The 21957-nt window shown below is 55.3% G+C and carries 18 protein-coding genes; 9 read left to right on the top strand and 9 right to left on the bottom strand.

Going from position 1 to position 21957, the window contains the following annotated elements; genetic code table 11:
* Nucleotides 1-3: 3 nt before the first annotated feature.
* Nucleotides 4-522 carry a bifunctional 3-hydroxydecanoyl-ACP dehydratase/trans-2-decenoyl-ACP isomerase gene (gene fabA, locus RTU33_RS14900; RefSeq protein WP_312628374.1) on the top strand — a complete coding sequence of 173 codons (519 nt, stop codon included), beginning with the start codon at nucleotides 4-6 and terminating at the stop codon, nucleotides 520-522.
* Between the two features lie 81 nt (nucleotides 523-603).
* Here the strand turns inward: fabA and rmf are convergent, their stop codons facing one another.
* The 6 genes from rmf to rlmKL form a co-directional block, all read right to left on the bottom strand.
* Complete coding sequence (gene rmf, locus RTU33_RS14895) at nucleotides 604-771, bottom strand: ribosome modulation factor (RefSeq protein WP_097163605.1); 168 nt, start codon at nucleotides 769-771, stop codon at nucleotides 604-606.
* Nucleotides 772-1025: 254 nt separating this feature from the next.
* Nucleotides 1026-1592, bottom strand: a complete 567-nt coding sequence (gene pqiC / locus RTU33_RS14890) for a membrane integrity-associated transporter subunit PqiC (RefSeq protein ID WP_312628372.1) — start codon at nucleotides 1590-1592, stop codon at nucleotides 1026-1028.
* A complete protein-coding gene (gene pqiB, locus RTU33_RS14885) occupies nucleotides 1589-3229 on the bottom strand; it encodes an intermembrane transport protein PqiB (protein WP_312628370.1) in 1641 nt (546 codons plus the stop codon). Before pqiB ends, pqiC begins: the two co-directional genes overlap by 4 nt.
* Before the next feature lie 4 nt (nucleotides 3230-3233).
* Nucleotides 3234-4487, bottom strand: a complete 1254-nt coding sequence (gene pqiA / locus RTU33_RS14880) for a membrane integrity-associated transporter subunit PqiA (protein WP_312628369.1) — start codon at nucleotides 4485-4487, stop codon at nucleotides 3234-3236.
* Between the two features lie 15 nt (nucleotides 4488-4502).
* A complete protein-coding gene (locus RTU33_RS14875) occupies nucleotides 4503-6407 on the bottom strand; it encodes an ABC transporter ATP-binding protein (RefSeq protein WP_312628368.1) in 1905 nt (634 codons plus the stop codon).
* A 12-nt stretch (nucleotides 6408-6419) separates the two neighbouring features.
* A complete protein-coding gene (gene rlmKL, locus RTU33_RS14870) occupies nucleotides 6420-8528 on the bottom strand; it encodes a bifunctional 23S rRNA (guanine(2069)-N(7))-methyltransferase RlmK/23S rRNA (guanine(2445)-N(2))-methyltransferase RlmL (RefSeq protein ID WP_312628367.1) in 2109 nt (702 codons plus the stop codon).
* A gap of 93 nt (nucleotides 8529-8621) precedes the next feature.
* Here rlmKL and RTU33_RS14865 point away from each other — a divergent pair, with 93 nt between their 5' ends.
* Nucleotides 8622-9731: a YcbX family protein gene (locus RTU33_RS14865; protein WP_312628365.1), complete on the top strand. Its 1110-nt coding sequence runs from the start codon at nucleotides 8622-8624 to the stop codon at nucleotides 9729-9731.
* Here the strand turns inward: RTU33_RS14865 and zapC are convergent.
* Together zapC and pyrD are read right to left on the bottom strand one after the other, a co-directional pair.
* Complete coding sequence (gene zapC, locus RTU33_RS14860; protein WP_312628364.1) at nucleotides 9728-10270, bottom strand: cell division protein ZapC; 543 nt, start codon at nucleotides 10268-10270, stop codon at nucleotides 9728-9730. The two genes, RTU33_RS14865 and zapC, sit on opposite strands and share 4 nt — an antisense overlap.
* A gap of 168 nt (nucleotides 10271-10438) precedes the next feature.
* Nucleotides 10439-11449, bottom strand: a complete 1011-nt coding sequence (gene pyrD, locus RTU33_RS14855; protein ID WP_312628363.1) for a quinone-dependent dihydroorotate dehydrogenase — start codon at nucleotides 11447-11449, stop codon at nucleotides 10439-10441.
* A 234-nt stretch (nucleotides 11450-11683) separates the two neighbouring features.
* Here pyrD and ssuE point away from each other — a divergent pair, with 234 nt between their 5' ends.
* From ssuE to ssuB, 5 genes are read left to right on the top strand one after another with little or no spacing between them, the layout of a single operon-like run.
* Entirely contained in the window at nucleotides 11684-12259 is a 576-nt protein-coding gene (gene ssuE / locus RTU33_RS14850; protein ID WP_312628361.1) for an NADPH-dependent FMN reductase, read from the top strand.
* Nucleotides 12252-13226 carry a sulfonate ABC transporter substrate-binding protein gene (locus RTU33_RS14845; protein WP_409438252.1) on the top strand — a complete coding sequence of 325 codons (975 nt, stop codon included), beginning with the start codon at nucleotides 12252-12254 and terminating at the stop codon, nucleotides 13224-13226. Before ssuE ends, RTU33_RS14845 begins: the two co-directional genes overlap by 8 nt.
* The gene (gene ssuD / locus RTU33_RS14840; protein WP_312628359.1) at nucleotides 13223-14368 is read left to right on the top strand and encodes an FMNH2-dependent alkanesulfonate monooxygenase; all 1146 of its coding nucleotides are present in this window, start codon (nucleotides 13223-13225) and stop codon (nucleotides 14366-14368) included. Before RTU33_RS14845 ends, ssuD begins: the two co-directional genes overlap by 4 nt.
* 9 nt (nucleotides 14369-14377) lie before the next feature.
* A complete protein-coding gene (gene ssuC, locus RTU33_RS14835; RefSeq protein WP_312628357.1) occupies nucleotides 14378-15169 on the top strand; it encodes an aliphatic sulfonate ABC transporter permease SsuC in 792 nt (263 codons plus the stop codon).
* Nucleotides 15166-15933 carry an aliphatic sulfonates ABC transporter ATP-binding protein gene (gene ssuB, locus RTU33_RS14830; protein ID WP_312628356.1) on the top strand — a complete coding sequence of 256 codons (768 nt, stop codon included), beginning with the start codon at nucleotides 15166-15168 and terminating at the stop codon, nucleotides 15931-15933. Before ssuC ends, ssuB begins: the two co-directional genes overlap by 4 nt.
* A gap of 91 nt (nucleotides 15934-16024) precedes the next feature.
* Here the strand turns inward: ssuB and pepN are convergent, their stop codons facing one another.
* Nucleotides 16025-18637: an aminopeptidase N gene (gene pepN / locus RTU33_RS14825; RefSeq protein WP_312628355.1), complete on the bottom strand. Its 2613-nt coding sequence runs from the start codon at nucleotides 18635-18637 to the stop codon at nucleotides 16025-16027.
* A gap of 263 nt (nucleotides 18638-18900) precedes the next feature.
* Here pepN and pncB point away from each other — a divergent pair, with 263 nt between their 5' ends.
* Both pncB and asnS read left to right on the top strand, forming a co-directional pair.
* Nucleotides 18901-20103 (top strand): nicotinate phosphoribosyltransferase, encoded by a 1203-nt coding sequence (gene pncB / locus RTU33_RS14820; RefSeq protein ID WP_312628353.1) that lies wholly within the window; start codon nucleotides 18901-18903, stop codon nucleotides 20101-20103.
* A gap of 172 nt (nucleotides 20104-20275) precedes the next feature.
* Nucleotides 20276-21676 (top strand): asparagine--tRNA ligase, encoded by a 1401-nt coding sequence (gene asnS, locus RTU33_RS14815; protein WP_312628352.1) that lies wholly within the window; start codon nucleotides 20276-20278, stop codon nucleotides 21674-21676.
* The last annotated feature ends 281 nt before the right edge of the window (nucleotides 21677-21957 follow it).

Below are 21957 nucleotides of genomic sequence, written 5' to 3'. Positions count from 1 at the left end.
AACATGGTAGATAAACGCGAATCCTATACAAAAGAAGACCTTCTTGCCTCCGGTCGCGGTGAACTGTTTGGCGAAAAAGGCCCGCAGCTGCCGTCAGCGAATATGCTGATGATGGACCGTGTCATCAAAATGACCGAAACGGGCGGTAACTTCGATAAAGGCTACGTGGAAGCAGAACTGGATATCAATCCTGACCTGTGGTTCTTCGGTTGCCACTTCATCGGCGACCCGGTAATGCCTGGCTGTCTGGGTCTTGATGCCATGTGGCAGCTCGTGGGCTTCTACCTGGGCTGGCTCGGCGGTGAAGGTAAAGGTCGCGCGCTGGGCGTGGGTGAAGTGAAATTCACCGGTCAAATCCTGCCAACGGCGAAGAAAGTCACCTATCGCATCCACTTCAAGCGCGTCATTAACCGTCGCCTGATTCTGGGTATCGCTGATGGTGAAGTACTGGTAGACGGCCATAAAATCTACGAAGCAACCGACCTGAAGGTTGGCCTGTTCCAGGATACTTCAACGTTCTAATCTATGGACATTGCCCGATCGGGCTGACAGAAACGGCGAAGCCTCTGCATGCAGAGGCTTCTTTGTTTTAAAGAGACAGCATCAAGCGATTACTGCCCTGTCCCCCATGGCTTCTCGCCAGCCTCCCAGCCAGTGTGACCTCTGATTTAAGGTCTGATAAGGACAGATTTCTTTTGATTTGCCAGCGATGCCTGCCTGGTACCCACGTTGATGTGCCCGTTCCAGGCGATCACGTTTTTGTCTCTTCATGCCTCGTTTCCCTCATTTTTTGATCTGGTGGAAAAGAAAACAGTGGTCACCAAATGTGCAACCACATATTAGGGATAACCCGATTCGACGGCATCGTCAATGCGCAAAATTCACGCCAGTGTCATATTTGTGAGCTACACAGAAGTTCATTTGTACAAAAAATGTGAACCGCGACAACTAACTGCCTGAGGGTAAAAACAAAAAAACCGCAGCAGGAACACGCCTGCTGCGGTTTTTATGATGATAAATTTTACTTATGGCAAGCGGTTCATCGACTGGGCAATCGAGGCTGCCTCCTGACTCCAGGCCTGCGCCAGCGTTTTTACCATTGCGTCATAACCGTCCTGCTGCTGCTTCACTTCGATGTGGAACGGGCGTTTGATAAGCTGCCCCTGGTGGTTCAGGAGCCACTCGCCGCTGACAATCACCGTGCCATCATAGCGCCCATGAAAACCGCTGACGTTGACGTTGAGCGTGTCCTGATCGCTTCCTAGCGGTTGTGAGGCAACGACCCAGCCAGGCAACTGGTTACTGAGGTTTGCCACCAGCGTCGTCCGAAGCTGCTGATCCAGCGGGCTGGCCCACAGATTATTGCTGGCTATCACATACTGAACGTCGCTGGTCTGATACACCACGCCGCTGCCAGCGAGGTAGTCCGGGATGTTAACCTGCTCAACCCACAGCAGACGATTTCCCTGGCTGGCCGTGCTCTGTACGCCAGCCTGAGGAAGTGGCAATTGATAATACGTTTTACTGTCGCTGCCGGTACTGCTGCATGCCGACAGCATGCAGGCCATTACTACGGGTAGCCATTTTTTCATTGTTTCGCCCTCTTCGGCTGCGGATCCTTTTTATCCTTCGCTTCAAACACCAGCGCATTGCTCTTATCGTTCAGCGTCTTCAGCACCGGCTGCAGTTCACGCAATACCTGATCCAGACGTTGCATGTCACCGACCATTTTGTTGTAAGCGGCGGAGCCCGGCTGGAAGCCCTGCATACTGCGATTCAGCTCACGCAAGGTTTTCTGCATATCCGCTGGCAGGTCCTGCATCGACTGGCTCCCGGTAATCTTGTTCAGATTATCCAGCGTTGTTTGCACATGCTTCATGGTTTTCTGGCTTTCAGCCAGTGAACTGGTGGCCTGCTCAAGCAGCGGGTTAATCGGCAGATTATTGATCTTATCCAGCGCCTCCATCAGGCGTTGCTGGATTTGCGCAAGACCGCCGCTGACGGTTGGAATGATGTCATACCCACCAAACTCACGGAATTTGCCGCGCGGCTCCGCCTTCGGATAGAAATCAAGATCGATATACAACGCTCCGGTGACCAGATTCCCGGTTTTCAGTGAGCCACGCAGACCGCGATCGATCAGCCCGTCCAGGTGCGCTTTGATGTCCGTGTCGCCGCCAAGCTGGTTGATCAGACGTTCAGGTTCGATACGCACCTGCACAGGAATCCGGTAATCATCATTCAGACGCTGATGCAGCCCAGGAATGAAGAACGGGACTTTGCCGACGGTGCCAAGGCGAATACCACGGAACTCCACCGGGGCGCCAGGCTGGAGTCCACGAACCGAATCCTTAAAGAACATCACGTAATCAAGATGCTGCGTGTAGATGGAATCCTGAATGCTACGCTGATCGTCGTATAAGTGATATCCGGTTTTATTCGCCACCGGTTCACCCAAATCTTGCCCTTCCGGCACGTCAAAGCTGACGCCGCCGCCGAACAGCGTCGACAGAGATCCCATTTCAACGCGCATACCGGCGGCCGTCAGGTCTACCGCAATCCCGCTGTCTTTCCAGAAGCGCACGTTGGTGGTCACCAGACGATCGTTCGGTGCATTGATAAACAGCTGATAGGAAATTGTGCGTTTTTCCGGATTGAAGGTGCTGGTTTCAACCGAACCTACGCGGTAGCCACGGAAGAGCACAGGATCGCCCGGTGAAAGCTGGCCCGCTTTGTTACTTTCCAGCAGGATGCGGATCCCTTTCGCATCAGGCGGTGCCAACGGTGGAGCATCCAGCAGCTGGAATTGCGCAGGTTCAGCCCCTTTCGTCCCGGGCTGAAGCTCGATATATGCCCCGGAAAGCAGCGTACCAAGGCCGCTAATGCCTTCGCGGCCGACCTGCGGTTTCACCACCCAGAAGACAGAGTCACCGTGCAGCAACTTTTCCATTCCGGTGTTGAGCCGTGCTTTGATTTCGACGTGCGTCAAATCGTCCGTCAGGGTGGTACTTTCAACAACGCCCACGTCCACGCTTCGGCTCTTGATGCGAGTTTTCCCGCCTTCAATGCCTTCCGCGTTAGTGGTCATCAGCGTCACTTCCGGCCCCTGGTGGCTATAGTGATAAAACAGGATCCACGCACCGATGAGCGCGGTCACGATGGGAAAGATCCACACCGGCGACCAGTTCTTCACCTTCTGCACTTTGGCCTCTCCACTCTTGTTTTCCATGTTGCTACTTTTCCTCATGGCTTGGTTCTGGCTCACGATCCCATAACAGTCTTGGATCGAAGGTCATGGCGGAGAACATGGTCATGACGACCACCAGCGCAAACATTACTGCCCCCATCGCCGGATAGATATTCATTAATCCTCCCATGCGCACCAGCGCCGACAGCACCGCTATCACAAAAACATCAATCATTGACCATCGGCCAACAAATTCAACTACCTCATACAGCAAATGCATGCGCTCGTTATCGCGCTTGCCGTTGCCGTTTGCATTCCAGCACAGCCAGCCGATAGCGATCATTTTCAGCGTGGGCACCATGATACTGGCGATAAATATCACCATCGCCACCGGGTAAGATCCTTCGCTCCACAGCAGTACGACCCCGGCAATAATGGTAGAAGGCATTTTATCTCCCAGTAAATCCGTGATCATGATGGGCATGATATTAGCGGGGAGATAAAGAATGACAGAGGTTATCAGCAGCGCCAGCGTCCACTGCAGGCTGTGCTTACGCCGCACGAAACCTTTTGTTTCACAGCGTGGGCAGACAGGGTTGTCCGCCGGAAGGATCGCCGTGCAGCATGGACAGGAGCGCAGCCCCTGGCGAATGCCCGCCACGCCAACCTTGAACGGTTGCTGTAGCTCAGGCTCAGGCGAGATGTCATCCCACAGCCAGCGGCGATCGACACACTGGAAGGCCCGGAGCTGAAGCAGGCAAAACAGGCACCAGGGCAAAAAGCTCGACCCCACGCCGATGTCACCATACGCCATCAGCTTGACGAAGCTCACCAGCACGCCAGCGAGAAAAATCTCTGCCATACCCCACGTTTTCAGGTGGAACAAAACGCGGGCAAGGAAAATCTGCATCTTTTTCGACAACGGGACGCGGTTCACCAGCACAATAATAGTGACCAGACAGAAAGCCGGCACCAGCTGCACAAAGAGCAGGAAAAAAGTGCCAAGGCTGGCATAGTCTTCGGAAAACAGAACGTGCGGGATCTCGAGCAGCTCGATTTCGCTGCTGATCCCGCCGACGTTCATATTGACGAAAGGAAACAGGTTTGCCAGCAGCAGCATAAACAGCGCCACCAGCGCATAGGCTGTCGGACGCTGCCGCGGCTCATCCCATTCCGTGGTGAGCGTCGTGCCGCAGCGAGGACACGACGCCTTATGACGATGTTCCAGGTGCGGTAACGCCACCAGCAGATCGCATTGCGGACACAGGATATGCCCTGCCCTCTGGTGTTCATCGCACATGAGCGTTCCTCTCCATTAACCGCCGTTTTTTAACGCTTCAAGCTCTTCCCAGCGCTCAAACGCCTCTTCCAGCGCTTTCTCAGCCGCAGCCATATCGGACAACACCTTTTGGGTGTGGTCATGTGACTGGCTGAAGAAAGAAGGGTCCGCGACCTGGGCCTGTAAACTCTCCAGATTCGCTTCAAGCTCTTCGAGGCGTTGAGGAAGCTGTTCTAATTCGCGCTGCAGGTTATAGCTTAGTTTGCTACTCGCGCGTTTGACAGTTTCTGCTTTCGGCTGCTCTTTCAGAACCTTCGTATCAACCGATGGTTTTTTCGCCAGCGACTGCGCCTGCTGGCCACGAGCATCGTGATAGCCGCCAACATAGGCGCCAATCTTGCCGTTACCTTCGAAAATCCAGCAGTCGGTCACCGTGTTGTCAACAAACTGGCGGTCGTGGCTGACCAGCATAACGGTGCCCTGATAGCCGTCGATCAGCTCTTCCAGCAGTTCAAGCGTTTCCACGTCGAGGTCGTTGGTCGGTTCATCGAGGATCAGCAGGTTGCTTGGCTTAAGGAACAGACGCGCCAGCAGCAGACGGTTACGCTCTCCGCCAGAAAGCGCACGCACCGGCGTCATCGCGCGTTTCGGGTGGAACAGGAAGTCCTGCAAATACCCAAGCACGTGGCGCGGCTTGCCGTTGACCATCACTTCCTGTTTGCCTTCGGCCAGGTTATCCATCACGGTTTTATCCGGATCCAGCTCGGCGCGATGCTGGTCAAAATACGCGACCTCAAGCTTAGTGCCGACGTGGACGCGTCCGCTATCAGCCTGAAGCTGGCCCAGCATCAGTTTAAGGAGCGTGGTTTTGCCGCAGCCGTTCGGGCCAATCAGGGCAATTTTGTCTCCGCGCTGAACCTGAACGGAGAAGTCCTTCACCAGCACTTTACCGTCGACCTGATAATCGACGTTTTCCAGTTCGAACACGATTTTGCCTGAACGACTGGCTTCTTCGACCTGCATCTTCGCGCTGCCCATAACTTCACGGCGCTCGCTGCGTTCACGGCGCATCGCTTTCAGCGCGCGCACGCGGCCTTCGTTACGGGTGCGGCGCGCCTTGATGCCCTGACGGATCCACACTTCTTCCTGAGCCAGCTTGCGGTCAAACTCTGCATTCTGCAGCTCTTCGACGCGCAGGGCTTCTTCTTTTTCCAGCAGGTACTGGTCATAGCTGCCAGGATAGGTCACCAGCTTGCCACGATCGAGATCGACAATACGCGTCGCCATGTTGCGGATAAACGAACGGTCGTGCGAAATGAAGATAATGGTGCCTTTGAACGTTTTCAGGAACCCTTCCAGCCAGTCGATGGTTTCGATGTCCAGGTGGTTCGTCGGTTCGTCAAGCAGCAGGATTCGTGGGCCGCTCACCAGCGCCCGGCCCAGCGCCGCTTTACGCAGCCAGCCGCCGGAGAGCGCACTCAGCTGCATATCAGCTTCCAGGCCCAGCTGTTCCAGCACTTCGTTGATACGGTTTTCCAGCTGCCACAGATTGTGGTGATCCAGCTGTTCCTGAACTTTTGCCAGCTCGTTCAGGTTTTTGTCGCTCGGATCGGTCATCACCAGATGGGAAATCTCGTGATAGCGCTTGAGATAAACCGCCTGCTCTTCAATGCCCTCGGCGATAAAGTCGTATACGCTACCCTGTACGTTACGCGGCGGATCCTGCTGCAGACGCGCCACAACCAGATCCTGCTCGTAAATAATGCGACCGTCGTCCAGACCCTGCTCGCGGTTGAGGATCTTCATCAGCGTCGACTTCCCGGCGCCGTTGCGCCCGACCAGACAGACGCGTTCGTTATCCTCGATATGCAGTTCGGTGTTATCGAGAAGCGGCGCATCGCTGAACGACAGCCAGGCGCCATGCATGCTAATTAAAGACATTTATTCTTTCCTTCAGGCTGCGGTAATCAGCCAGCAGTTGTGGATCTGACGGTTACGGGCGAAGTCTGGCGAAAGCGTTTTTTGAGTAATTTCTTGTGCTTTCAGGCCGAGTTTCGCCATGCCGTCGGTGTCGAGTTTGAAGCCACGCTTATTGTTGGAGAACATGATCGTCCCGCCTTTGCGCAGCAGACGTTTCAGATCGGTCATCAGCTTCAGATGATCGCGCTGCACATCGAAGGTGTCTTCCATGCGTTTGGAGTTGGAGAACGTCGGCGGATCGATAAAGATCAGGTCGAACTGCTCATCAGCATCGCGCAGCCAGCCCAGCACGTCGGCCTGCAACAGGCGATGCGGACGGCCGGTCAGGCCGTTGAGACGCAGGTTACGCTCGGCCCACTCCAGGTAAGTGCGTGACATATCCACAGTCGTGGTGCTGCGAGCACCGCCCAGGCCTGCGTGAACGCTGGCACTGCCGGTGTAGGAGAAGAGGTTAAGGAAATCTTTTCCTTTACTCATCTGGCCAAGCATCTTACGGGCGATGCGGTGATCGAGGAACAGGCCGGTATCGAGGTAATCCGTCAGGTTCACCCACAGTCGCGCGTTATACTCGCTGACCTGCATGAACTCGCCCTTCTCGCTCATTTTCTCGTACTGATTCTTGCCTTTCTGGCGCTCACGGGTTTTCAGCACCAGCTTGTTAGGCGCAATACCCAGCACGGAAATGGTGGCGGCGATAACGTCGAACAGGCGGTGGCGCGCTTTGGTCGCATCCACGGTTTTCGGCGGCGCATATTCCTGAATCACCACCCATTCGCCGTAGCGATCGACCGCCACGTTATATTCCGGCAGATCGGCATCGTACAGGCGATAGCACTCAATATCTTCCTGACGCGCCCACTTCTCGAGCTTCTTCAGGTTTTTACGCAGACGGTTGGCGTAGTCGTCCGCCAGCATAACTGGCGCGGTTGCACCGTCGGTTTCCGCCAGATGGTAGTTTTTCTGCACGCAGTCCAACGGGCCGTTTTTGGCTTTGAACTGACGCTCGGCGCGCAGCTGCAGGCAGCTCAGCAAATCCGGTGAGGCGCTGAACAGCGACAGGTTCCAGCCGCCAAACTGGGTTTTCATGATGCGGCCCAACAGGTTGTGCAGGGCAATCAGCGCCGGCTCGCTATCCAGACGTTCACCGTAAGGCGGGTTGCTAATCACCGTGCCGTACGGACCTTTTGGCAGTGGGTTGCTGAGCTTCGCTACATCTTTCACTTCAAAGGTCATCAGATCGGCAACGCCTGCACGGCGGGCGTTACTGCGCGCACGCTCAATCACGCGGCTGTCGATATCGGAACCGTAAAAGTGAGATTCATAGGCGGCAAGGCCTGCGCGAGCGCGGGTTTGCGCGTCGGCTTTCACTTCCTGCCAGACAGCTTCATCATGCTGCGCCCAGCCTTTAAAACCCCAGTGCCCACGGTGCAGGCCTGGCGCACGGTCAGTGGCCAGCATGGCCGCTTCAATCAGCAGCGTGCCGGAACCGCACATCGGATCCAGCAGCGGCGTGCCTGGCTGCCAGCCGGAGCGCATAACAATCGCCGCCGCCAGCGTTTCTTTAATTGGCGCGATGCCGGTGGCATCACGGTAACCGCGCAGGTGCAGGCCTTCGCCACTCAGATCGAGAGAAATATGCGCGACTTCTTTATTCAGGCGCACGTTGATGCGCACGTCCGGATTTTCTTTGTCGACGTTCGGACGCGGCAGATTTTTACGGGTGAAGGCATCGACGATAGCATCTTTCACCTTCAGCGCGCCGTACTGGCTGTTGCGAATCTCTTCATTCACGCCGCTGAAGTGGACGGCAAAGGTCGCGTCCTGATTGAACATCTCTGTCCAGCTGATAGCCTGCACGCCGAGATACAGGTCCAGATCGCTGTAAACCTTGCATTCGGTAAGCGGCATCATGATACGGGACGCCAGGCGGCTCCACATCAGGCTCTGGTACAGCAGTCGCGTGTCCCCTTCAAAATGGACACCACCCTGAACCACCTGACAACCGGTCGCACCCAGGCCTTCGAGTTCAGTTTTTAACAGCTCTTCCAGCCCACGGGCCGTACTGGCAAACAGAGAATTCATATCGTCACTTATTACTCGCAGAAAATTGTTGCGCATTATAGCGAATCTGGGCTTCATATAGGGCGACTTTTTTCAAACGCAGAGGACAGCGGGATGGCGACGTTATCAAGGCTCTTTATTCACCCGGTCAAATCGATGCGGGGGATCGGTATAACGCACGCGCTGGCTGATATCAGCGGGATGGCTTTTGACCGTATCTTTATGGTGACCGAACCGGACGGCACTTTCATTACTGCCCGCCAGTACCCGCAGATGGTACGTTTCACGCCGGTGCCAATCCATGATGGCCTGCACCTGACGGCGCCAGACGGCAGCGCCGCAATTGTGCGTTTCGCAGATTTCAAATCCGATGCTGCCCCTACCGAAGTCTGGGGAAACCACTTCACTGCACTGATTGCACCTGCTGATATTAACCAGTGGCTTTCCGGCTTTTTCAAACGTGATGTCCAGCTACGCTGGGTCGGCGCGCAGCCAACCCGCCGCGTAAAACGCTATGATGCCATTCCGCTCTCTTTTGCAGATGGTTTCCCTTATCTTTTGACCAGCGAAGCATCACTCAGGGACCTGCAAAACCGCTGTCCGGCGAGCGTGCAGATGGAGCAGTTTCGCCCCAATCTGGTGGTGACCGGTACGCAGGCCTGGGAAGAGGACACCTGGAAAGTGGTGCGCATCGGCGAGGTTGTCTTTGACGTGGTTAAACCCTGCAGCCGCTGCGTTTTTACCACCGTCAGCCCCGCCAAAGGGCAAAAACATCCGGCCGGGGAGCCGCTCACGACGCTGCAAAAGTTCCGCACTGCCCAGGACAACGGCGATGTTGATTTCGGCCAGAACCTGATTGCCCGCAACAGCGGCGTGGTTCGCGTTGGCGATAAAGTTGACATTCTCTCTACCGGCCCGGGCAAAGTTTACGGTGCAGGTGAAGTGGAAGAGACGTTAGATGTCGTCAAAGCATCAGACGCCGTCGTCGAGATCGACTGGCAGGGCGAAGTGTTCAAAGGCAATAACCAGCAGGTGCTGCTGGAACAGCTGGAGCAACAGGGGATCCGCGTGCCCTATTCTTGCCGGGCGGGAATTTGTGGAAGCTGTCGTATTACGCTGCTTGAAGGGGAAGTCAGCCCGATGAAGAAAAGCGCCGTGGCCAACGATGGCACTATTCTTTGTTGCAGCTGCGTGCCAAAAACTGCGCTGCGGCTTGCGCGCTAAACGGCCTGGCCGTAGCGCATTGCATCCTGCAGAGGTTGCGGCTGCAGGCGGTCATTCATTACCTTAATCGCATCGCCAAGCTGCATCGTCCGACCGGCCAGCATCAGGCCAGGCTGGGCCAGCAAACAGAGCGCCGCATTGTCGCCCGGCTCTACCACCAGCAAATTCACTCGTTCGCCGCTGTCACTCAGCCACACCGCTGCGGCATCGCCCGTAACGGGTTGCCAGCGGTCATGATGGGCCAGAAAATGCCAGCTTTTTGGCATCTGCGGTTTCAGGAAGCGGATGGCAACGAGCGCATTGAGAATGAGCTCTGCGCGATGTTCTTTCGTTAATTCAAGATCGCGGCATTTTTCTTCAAAAGCGAAGTAGAGCGCGGCGTCGTCAACACAAAACCCTGAGGGATCAAAGGCATCCGGCGTCAACATACGGCGGGCAAAACGTGAGCGAAACAACATACCATTGGCTAAATCGAGCATCATACGGTCATGCTCTTCATCAAAATACCAACGCCAGTTATCGTCAGGTTTAATTCGCATTTCTCTCCCCCGTCCTCTTAAGCATCCGCTGCGCGAAACTTTCTGATCCCGTTTCGTTTATTTGCCTGAATTAAGAAAAGACCATAAAGTTTAAATTAGCAACATTGGTGGAATATAAAACAACCAGGGCCAGAAATAAAGCCCCGGTTGGAATTTGCGCAGGAAAGATTAGATATGAGTAACGATTTCTTTAATCAGCGGTGGGCCTTTAAAAATAAACCCGGAATAGATCTGTATTAGCGTAGCACCGGCGGCCATCTTCTCGCGGGCCGCCATCACAGAATCGATACCGCCCACGCCGATAATCGGCAGGCGACCATTTAATTCCGCTGACAGCAGGCGAATAATTTCCGTACTTTTTAGCTGTAATGGGCGACCGCTTAAACCACCGGTTTCATCACAATGTTTCATTCCCTGGACAAGTGAACGATCGAGGGTGGTATTGGTGGCAATAACACCATCAATATTATGGCGAACTAAACTGTCGGCCACCTGGATCAATTCTTCAGGTGAAAGATCCGGTGCGATCTTCACCGCCACTGGCACATATTTATGGTGCACAGATTGCAGTTCGTTTTGCTTATTTTTAATCGCCGATAAGAGATCGTCCAGCGCCTCACCATATTGCAGCGTACGCAGGCCTGGGGTATTTGGCGATGAAATATTCACCGCAATATAACCGGCATAGGCATAGACTTTTTCCATACAAATCAGATAGTCATCTTTACCTTGCTCCACCGGCGTGTCTTTGTTCTTGCCGATATTAATGCCGAGCACGCCATCAAAGTGGGCTTTTTTTACGTTCTCAACCAGGTTATCAACGCCGTGATTATTGAAACCCATCCGGTTGATCAGACCTTCGGCATCGACCAGGCGGAAGATCCTCGGCTTGTCATTTCCCGGCTGCGGGCGTGGCGTGACGGTACCGACTTCGATGGAGCCAAAGCCCATCGCGCCAAGCACATCGATGCACTCCCCGTTTTTATCAAGCCCTGCGGCTAATCCCAGTGGGTTCTTAAACTGCAGGCCCATGCAGGTCACCGGCTTTGCCGGCACTTTCTGGCGCACCAGCGCTTCAAGGGGCGTGCCTGTCACACGGCGTAATTGTTGAAACGTTAATTCATGAGCGCGCTCTGGATCGAGCTGGAAAAGGGCTTTACGAACGAAGGGGTAGTACATGAACTCTCCTGGATTCCCGGTAGCAAACCGGGGGCGTATTATGTTCTATCCAGCTACGAAAGGGAATTGACCTGCGGCAAAAAATGCCACGTTATGCGCAAACGTTTACTTATTTTCACTTTTCAGCAAACGAGTGCCGGATAAATCATTTAATGAACGCCCTGCCCTCTGACACACTCGCCTTATTGTTATCAATGTTAGATAAAAGCAAACATTTGGTTATAAGGAGTGTGTATGCGCGTCATTACGATAGCGGGCAGTCCGCGTTTTCCCTCACGCTCCAGCGCTCTGCTGGAATATGCCAGAGATACCCTCTCACGTGTGGATGTAGAGGTCTTCCACTGGCATCTGCAAAACTTCGAGCCTGAAGATCTTCTGTATGCCCGTTTTGACAGCCCCGCCCTGCAAACGCTGACTGAACAGCTGGCCCAGGCAGACGGGCTGATTGTCGCCACGCCGGTTTACAAAGCCTCCTTTTCCGGCGCGCTAAAAACCCTGCTCGATCTGCTTCCGGAGCGCGCACTGGAAGGAAAAATCGTGCTACCGCTGGCGACCGGCGGAACCGTGGCGCATATGCTGGCGGTGGATTACGCCCTGAAACCGGTGCTTAACGCGCTGAAGGCGCAGGAAATTTTGCACGGCGTGTTCGCCGACGACAGCCAGGTGCAGGACTATCAGCACAAACCGCAGTTCAGCCCCAACCTCGAAAAACGCCTCGACAGCGCCCTGGAAACCTTCTGGCAGGCGCTGCATCGCCGCGACATTCGCGTCCCGGCTTTTCATCTTAAGCAAGGAGCCGCCCATGTTTAACCTGTTCCGTCCGCGCATTCGTACGCTTGCCCTGACCGGTTTGTTGACACTGTCTGCCTGGAGTCAGGCTGCCGAGCCGGCTCCGGATGCATTACGTATCGGTTACCAGAAAGGCAGCGTCAGTATGGTGCTGGCCAAAAGCCACGAGCTGCTCGAAAAACGCTACCCGAATACCAACATTTCCTGGGTTGAATTTCCCGCGGGCCCACAAATGCTGGAAGCGCTGAACGTCGGCAGCATTGATTTGGGCAGCACCGGCGATATTCCGCCGATATTCGCTCAGGCTGCCGGGGCCGATCTGGTGTATGTCGGGGCGGAACCGGCGAAGCCGAAAGCAGAGGTTATTCTGGTTCCGGAAAACAGCCCGATTAAAACCGTAGCCGATCTGAAAGGCCACAAGGTCGCGTTCCAGAAAGGCTCCAGCTCGCACAACTTAGTGCTTCGCGCATTGCAGCTGGCAGGCCTGAAATTTGCGGATATCCAGCCAACCTATCTGACCCCAGCCGATGCCCGCGCCGCCTTCCAGCAGGGGAACGTTGATGCATGGGCTATATGGGATCCTTACTACTCCGCGGCATTATTGCAGGGCGGCGTTCGCGTCTTAACGGATGGCAGTGAGCTGAAGCAAACCGGCTCGTTCTATCTCGCCTCCCGTCCGTATGCCGAAAAAAACAGTGCCTTTGTTAAAGGCGTGCTGGATACCTTCAGCGAGGCAGACGCGCTGACCATCAGCCAGCGTCAGCAGAGCACCGCGCTGCTGGCGAAAACTATGGGCCTGCCGGAAGCCGTGATTGCCAGCTACCTGAGTCATCGCCCGCCGACGGTGATTGGGCCAGTCAGCGAAGAAACCGCCCGCCGCCAGCAGCAAACCGCCGACCTCTTCTACGATAACCGTCTGGTGCCCAAAAAAGTTGATATCAAAAGCCGTATCTGGCAGCCCACTTCCGTACAAGGAGCGAAATCATGAGTCTGAATATGTTCTGGTTTTTACCAACCCATGGCGATGGCCACTATCTGGGCAGCGATGAACAGGCCCGCCCGGTTGACCATGATTATCTGCAACAGATTGCTCAAGCCGCAGACCGGATCGGCTTTACCGGCGTGCTGATCCCGACGGGCCGCTCCTGTGAGGATGCCTGGCTGGTCGCCGCATCAATGATCCCGGTAACGAAGCGGCTTAAGTTCCTGGTAGCGCTGCGCCCAAGCGTCATCTCACCAACCGTTGCTGCACGACAGGCGGCGACGCTCGACAGGCTTTCTAATGGCCGGGCGCTGTTCAACCTCGTCACCGGCAGCGATCCGCAGGAGCTGGCCGCCGACGGCGTGTTCCTCGATCACACCGAGCGCTATGAAGCCTCGGCGGAATTCACCCATATCTGGCGGCGTTTGCTGGAAGGTGAAACCGTTGATTTTGACGGCAAGTATCAAAAGGTACAGGGGGCAAAACTGCTGTTCCCGCCGGTTCAGCAGCCTCGCCCACCGCTTTACTTTGGCGGTTCATCGGATGTCGCTCAGGAGCTGGCGGCCGAACAGGTTGATTTGTACCTGACCTGGGGCGAACCGCCTGAACAGGTCAAAGAGAAAATTGCTCAGGTCCGTGAAAAAGCGGCGAGGCACGGACGCAAGGTCCGTTTCGGTATCCGACTGCACGTTATTGTTCGGGAAACCAATGCTGAAGCCTGGGCCGCTGCCGACCGCCTGATTTCACGACTGGACGACGACACCATAGCCAAAGCGCAGGCAGCCTTCGCCCGGACGGATTCCGTGGGCCAGCAGCGCATGGCCGCCCTGCACGGCGGCAGGCGCAGCAACCTGGAAATCAGCCCGAATCTTTGGGCAGGCGTAGGGTTGGTACGAGGTGGCGCTGGCACGGCGCTGGTTGGCGATGGTCCAACCGTTGCGGCACGCATTAATGAATACGCGGCGTTAGGTATCGACAGCTTCGTGCTTTCCGGCTATCCGCATCTTGAAGAGGCTTACAAAGTCGGCGAACTGCTGTTCCCGCACTTAGACGTCGCGATTCCGGCCATTCCTCAACCGCAGGCTTTGCAGCTTCAGGGCGAAGCCGTGGCCAATGATTTCCTGCCCCGCAAAGTCGCACAGAGCTAAGGAGTATCTATGGCAACGCCTGCAAACAAATGGCTGCTGCGCGTTGCCCCCTGGCTGCTGCCGGTGGGCATCGTAATCGTCTGGCAAATCGCCTCGGTAACCGGCTGGCTGTCAAACCGGATCCTGCCTTCACCCGAGGGCGTCGTTGAAGCTTTCTGGTCGTTATCGGCCAGCGGCGAGCTGTGGCAGCATCTGGCGATCAGCTCATGGCGGGCGCTGATCGGCTTTTCGATTGGGGGATCAATAGGGCTGGTACTGGGGCTTATCAGCGGCCTGTCGCGCTGGGGCGAGCGCCTGCTGGATACGTCCATTCAGATGCTGCGTAACGTGCCCCATCTGGCCCTGATCCCACTGGTGATCCTGTGGTTCGGTATCGACGAGAGCGCCAAAATTTTCCTCGTGGCGCTCGGCACGCTGTTTCCGATCTACATCAACACCTGGCACGGTATCCGTAATATTGACCGCGGTCTGCTGGAGATGGCGCGCAGCTATGGGCTGTCCGGCTTTGCCCTGTTCCGGCACGTGGTACTGCCGGGCGCATTGCCGTCGATTATGGTCGGTGTGCGCTTTGCGCTTGGCCTGATGTGGCTGACGCTGATTGTTGCAGAAACCATTTCCGCTAACTCCGGTATCGGCTATCTGGCCATGAACGCCCGCGAATTCCTGCAAACGGACGTGGTGGTGGTCGCCATTATCCTTTATGCCCTGCTCGGCAAACTTGCTGACATCAGCGCACAGCTCCTGGAGCGCGTCTGGCTGCGCTGGAACCCAGCTTATCAACTTCAGGAGACGACGGTATGAACACAGCACGTCTGAATCCCGGTATCCCCCTATTGCTGAATGGCATAGGCAAGCGCTACGGCACGAACAACGTGCTGAATGAACTTAATCTGCACATTCCTGCCGGCCAGTTTGTGGCGGTAGTTGGCCGCAGCGGCGGCGGCAAAAGCACATTGTTGCGCCTGCTTGCCGGGTTAGAGCAACCCAATGCGGGTGAACTGCTGGCAGGTAACGGCCCTTTAAGCGCCAGCCAGCAGGAAACACGCATGATGTTTCAGGACGCACGCCTGCTGCCCTGGAAAACCGTCATCGATAACGTTGGCCTCGGGCTGAAAGGGAACTGGCGCGATAACGCCCTCACAACGCTTGCTTCTGTCGGTCTCGAAGAAAGAGCCAGAGAGTGGCCCGCCGCGCTATCAGGTGGGCAAAAGCAACGCGTGGCGCTGGCACGCGCGCTGATTCATCGTCCGGGTCTGTTGCTGCTGGATGAACCGCTCGGCGCGCTCGACGCCCTCACCCGCCTTGAAATGCAGGATTTAATTGAATCACTGTGGCTAAGCCAGGGGTTTACCGTGGTGCTGGTGACGCATGATGTCAGCGAAGCAGTGGCGCTGGCCGATCGCGTGCTGCTGATAGAAGAAGGCAAAATTGGGCTGGATCTGACGATTGATATTCCTCGCCCACGACGAAAAGGCTCTGCTCACCTGGCGGAGCTGGAGGCTGAGGTATTGGATCGGGTGATGAAGCGGGGTGAAGCAGACACGCGAGTCAGAAGGCAGGGATAAAAATGCCGGACGGCGGCTACGCCTTGCCCGGCCTGTAAAATCTCAACCAGAGAATCCAGGCCGGATAAGCGCAGCGCCCTCCGGCACTGTATTACGCTAACGCTTTGCTGATTTTCTCGAACAGATCGCCTGAGAGATTCTCCAGCCCTTTCAGCTGCTCCAGCGCCACACGCATTTTTTCCTGACGGGCAGCATCGTAACGCTTCAGGCGAATTAACGGCTCAATCAGACGAGAAGCCACCTGCGGGTTACGGCTGTTCAGCTCGGTCAGCATTTCTGCCAGGAACTGATAACCGCTGCCGTCCTGCGCATGGAACGCCGCCGGGTTGCTCATTGCAAACGCGCCAATCAGCGAACGAATACGGTTCGGGTTGCTCAGGGTAAACGAGCGGTGATTCAGCAGACCACGCACGGTTTCCAGCACGTTTTCCGCCGGGCTGGTGGCTTGCAAAATAAACCACTTGTCCATCACCAGGCCGTCATGGTGCCATTTGTCATCATATTCCTGCATCAGCGCATCGCGGCACGGCAGCTGTGCGGCAACCGCGGCAGCCAGCGCAGCAAGGGCATCCGTCATGTTATCCGCGTGATGATACTGATGCGTCACCAGCTTATCCGCCAGTTCTGCATCGCCAAACGCCAGGTAGCGCAGGCAGGTATTACGCAGAGAACGCTTGCCGATATCCGCATGTTCAACACGATAAGCATTGAGCTTGTTGGCGTTATAAACCGCGAGGAACTCATCTGCCAGCTCGGTAGCCAGCGTGCGGGTCAGCGCTTCGCGTACCGTCGCAATCGCCACCGGATCGATAATCTCGAACAGCTCAGCAATTTCATTCACCGAAGGCAGCGTCAGGATTTCCGCCGCAAGCGCCGGGTCGATTTTCTCATCCAGCAAGATAGCGCGGAAGGCATCGGCCACGTGAACCGGCAGGGAGAGCGGCTGATGCTGCTGGTGGCGATTGACGTTAAGCTTGATGTAGGTTGCGAGCAAACTCTGCGCCGCATCCCAGCGGGAGAAGTCGTTGCGGGCATGACGCATCAGGAAGGTGAGCTGCTGATCGCTCCATTTATATTCCAGCTTAACCGGCGCAGAGAATTCACGCAGCAGCGACGGCACCGGCTGGAAATAGACGTTATCGAAGATAAACGTCTGCTCGGCCTGAGTGACGTTGAGCACGTTGTGTACCGAATGGCCGCCCTTCTGCAGCGGGATCACGTTGCCTTCGTTGTCATACAGTTCGATATCGAACGGAATGTGCAGAGGCTGCTTTTCCTGCTGTTCGGCGGTCGGCGGCGTGTGCTGTTTGATGGTCAGCGTATACTGTTCCGTCTCCGGGTTGTAGTCGTCATGAACGGTCACCACCGGCGTACCGGACTGGCTGTACCAGCGGCGGAAATGGGAGAGATCGACGTTAGAAGCGTCTTCCATCGCCTGCACAAAATCGTCGCAGGTGGCGGCACTGCCATCGTGGCGCTCAAAGTACAGCTGCATCCCTTTCTGGAAGTTCTCTTCACCCAGCAGCGTATGCAGCATACGGATCACTTCTGAACCCTTCTCATACACCGTCAGTGTGTAGAAGTTGTTCATTTCGATGACCATGTCCGGGCGAATCGGGTGAGCCATTGGGCTTGCGTCTTCGGCAAACTGCATACCGCGCATAGTGCGCACGTTGTTGATGCGGTTGACCGCACGCGAACCGAGGTCTGAACTGAACTCCTGATCGCGGAATACGGTTAAGCCCTCTTTCAGGCTCAGTTGGAACCAGTCGCGGCAGGTAACGCGGTTACCGGTCCAGTTGTGGAAATACTCATGACCAATAACGCGTTCGATATCGAGATAATCTTTGTCCGTAGCGGTGTCAGTACGTGCCAATACGTATTTAGAGTTAAAGACGTTGAGGCCTTTATTCTCCATCGCGCCCATATTGAAGAAGTCGACGGCGACAATCATATAGATGTTGAGGTCATATTCGAGACCAAAACGCTCTTCGTCCCACTTCATGGAGTTGATAAGCGAAGTCATCGCCCACGGCGCGCGGTCAAGATTGCCGCGATCGACGAACAGCTCCAGCGCCACTTCGCGGCCAGAACGGGTGACGTATTTATCACGCAGGACGTCGAAATCACCGGCCACCAGCGCGAACAGGTAGCACGGCTTCGGGAACGGATCCTGCCACTGTACCCAGTGACGACCGTTTTCAAGTTCGCCTTCAGCAACGCGGTTGCCGTTGGACAGCAGATAAGGGTACTTGCTCTTATCGGCGATAATTTTGGTGGTAAAACGCGCCAGCACGTCCGGACGGTCGAGATACCAGGTGATATGGCGGAACCCTTCCGCTTCACACTGCGTGCAAAGCGCTTCGCCGGACTGATAAAGCCCTTCCAGCGCGGTGTTGGCCGCCGGGCTGATTTCGTTGACGATGCGCAGTTCAAAACGCTCCGGCAGGCCGTCGATCACCAGCTGGTTGTTTTCTTCTTTATAGTCACTCCACGGCTGGTCGTTGACCTGCAGTGAAACCAGCGTTAGGTCTTCGCCGTTGAGACGCAGTGGCGTGGCAGACGCAGCGTGACGGGTAATCTGGCTGACGGCCGTCACGACGGTTTTTGCGGCATCCAGGTCAAAGGTCAGGTCGATATCGCTGATCAGGTATTCCGGCTCACGGTAGTCGTGGCGGTATTTGGCTTGGGGCTGTTGTGTCATAAAAAACCTTTAGCATCTTTTGTAAATGTCGGCTTCAGTCTATTCCTGTTGTTACTTTGGCGCTACGCAGAATGTTCATCTTTTCAGGGGCAAACACGTAAATTGCTACATATTGATAACACGCGGCACGATTTGCCCTCGACCCGTCTGGCACCTTGTGGTGTGATCGGGGTTCAATAAATCGATAAACAAGGTATACTCCTGCGGTTTCAGCCGTTGTTTATTGTACTAAACGCTCCTTTATGAGGACGCTATTGCGCACCATGACACAATTCGCTTCCCCTGTTCTGCAGACTCTGCTTGATACAGATGCTTATAAGCTGCATATGCAGCAGGCCGTCTTCCATCATTATTATGATGTGCAGGTAGCTGCAGAATTCCGCTGCCGCGGTGACGACCTGCTTGGAATTTATGCAGACGCCATTCGTGAACAAGTCGAAGCGATGCAGTCGCTACGGCTGCAGGACGACGAGTTTCAGTGGTTGTCTGGCCTGCCGTTTTTTAAGTCGGACTATCTCAGCTGGCTACGCGAGTTCCGCTACAACCCACAGCAGGTCGTCGTTCGCAACGACAATGGTAAACTGAATATTCGCATCAGTGGCCCGTGGCGCGAAGTGATCATGTGGGAAGTGCCGCTGCTGGCCGTGATCAGCGAGCTGGTGCACCGTTACCGTTCACCGGAAGCAGGTGTTGACCTTGCTCTGGAAACGCTGGAACGCAAACTCGTAGAATTCAATAAGCTGACCCAGGATATCGATATGTCAGGCTTCCGTCTGATGGATTTCGGTACCCGCCGTCGTTTTTCCCGCGAAGTGCAGCAGGCGATTGTCGAACGTCTTCAGCAGGAGAAATGGTTCATCGGCACCAGCAACTACGATCTGGCTCGCCGTCTCTCCCTTGAGCCAATGGGCACCCAGGCGCACGAGTGGTTCCAGGCTCATCAGCAAATCAGCCCTGAACTGGCTACAAGCCAACGCGTGGCGCTTGCTGCCTGGCTTGAAGAATATCCAGACCAGCTTGGCATTGCGCTGACCGATTGCATCACGATGGATGCCTTCCTGCGGGACTTCGGCCCGGAGTTTGCCGAGCGTTATCAGGGCCTGCGTCACGACTCCGGGGATCCGGTTGAGTGGGGGGAAAAAGCTATCGCGCATTACCAGAAGCTCGGTATCGATCCGATGAGTAAAGTGCTGGTGTTTTCCGACAATCTCGACCTGAATAAGGCCATTGAGCTTTACCGTCACTTCTCCTCACGAGTGAATCTGAGCTTCGGGATCGGTACGCGCCTGACGTGCGATATCCCACAGGTGAAACCGCTGAATATCGTGATTAAACTGGTGGAATGTAACGGGAAGCCGGTGGCTAAACTCTCCGACAGCCCGGGGAAAACCATCTGTCACGATAAGGCCTTCGTCCGGGCGTTACGCAAAGCCTTTGACCTGCCTCAGGTCAAAAAAGCCAGCTAATCCGCAAAAGGGAGCCTTCGGGGCTCCCTTCTTCTTATTATTTTCTCAATTCTCCTCGTCTCCCTGCGATTTCCGCTTGTCTGTTAAAAGATGACAGGTAACATAGAGAGCCCCCTTTTTATAAAGGGTGGAAAGAGACAACATTATTCGGATTACTAACAGAGAGATAACTATGAGCGTTGTGCCTGTAGCCGACGTACTCCAGGGCCGCGTAGCCGTTGACAGCGAAGTCACCGTGCGCGGATGGGTGCGTACCCGTCGAGATTCAAAAGCTGGCTTTTCCTTCCTCGCCGTCTATGACGGTTCCTGCTTTGATCCAGTACAGGCCGTCATCAATAATTCTCTGCCCAATTACAATCAGGAAATCCTGCGCCTGACCACCGGCTGCTCCGTGATTGTCACCGGCAAAGTCGTGGCATCTCAGGGTCAAGGTCAGAGCTTCGAAATTCAGGCCACTCAGGTTGAAGTGACCGGTTGGGTCGAAGATCCGGACACTTACCCAATGGCTGCGAAACGTCACAGCATTGAGTATCTGCGTGAAGTCGCGCACCTGCGCCCGCGTACCAACCTGATTGGTGCAGTGGCTCGCGTACGTCACACCCTGGCGCAAGCATTACATCGTTTCTTCCACGAACAGGGCTATTTCTGGGTGTCTACCCCGCTGATCACCGCCTCCGATACTGAAGGCGCGGGTGAGATGTTCCGCGTGTCGACGCTGGATCTGGAAAACCTGCCGCGTAACGACCAGGGCAAAGTAGATTACGACAAAGATTTCTTTGGCCGTGAGTCTTTCCTGACCGTTTCCGGCCAGCTGAACGCCGAAACATACGCCTGTGCGCTGTCGAAGGTTTATACCTTCGGCCCAACCTTCCGTGCGGAAAACTCCAACACCAGCCGCCATCTGGCAGAGTTCTGGATGCTGGAGCCAGAAGTGGCGTTTGCCGATCTGGAAGATAACGCCGCACTGGCAGAAGCCATGCTGAAGTACGTCTTCAAGGCGGTACTGGAAGAACGTGCTGATGACATGAAGTTCTTCGCCGAGCGCGTTGACCAGGATGCAATCACCCGTCTGGAACGTTTCGTGGAAGCGGACTTCGCCCAGGTGGATTACACCGACGCGATCACCATCCTTGAAAACTGCGGTCAGACCTTCGAGAACCCGGTGTTCTGGGGCGTGGATCTTTCTTCCGAGCATGAGCGCTATCTGGCAGAGAAACACTTTAAAGCGCCAGTCGTAGTGAAAAACTATCCGAAAGACATCAAGGCTTTCTATATGCGCCTTAACGATGACGGTAAAACCGTCGCCGCAATGGACGTTCTGGCTCCGGGCATTGGTGAGATCATTGGTGGTTCGCAGCGTGAAGAGCGTCTGGACGTGCTTGATGCGCGCCTGGCTGAAATGGGCCTCAATAAGGAAGACTATGGCTGGTATCGTGACCTGCGCCGTTATGGCACCGTACCGCACGCCGGCTTTGGCCTTGGTTTTGAGCGTCTGATTGCTTACGTGACCGGTGTGCAGAACGTACGTGACGTGATTCCATTCCCGCGCACCCCGCGCAACGCCAGCTTCTGATTTTACTCAGTATCGAAAGCCAGCACCTGTGCTGGCTTTTTTTGGCCTGTGTCAGGTTTTGTTAACAAATTTCTACAAAGTTAAAGGTCAACCGCATATCTTAACCAAAATGTTACACCCCATGTCCTGTAATAATTCCGCACATATTTCCCGCATTACTCCAGTGGCGCTTAAGTAAAACACATTCACTTAGCACACGAAGTAACCATCAGCAACGCGCACGAAAAGCTAACTTTGCGTCATAAGAAAAAGTGAGATGAGAAGCATTCTTAGATAAGAAA

This window comes from Scandinavium sp., assembly GCF_032012665.1.
Taxonomy (GTDB): Bacteria; Pseudomonadota; Gammaproteobacteria; order Enterobacterales; family Enterobacteriaceae; genus Scandinavium.
The sequence above is the reverse complement of the archived record's forward strand: the minus strand, read 5'-3'. Positions and strand labels throughout refer to the sequence as shown.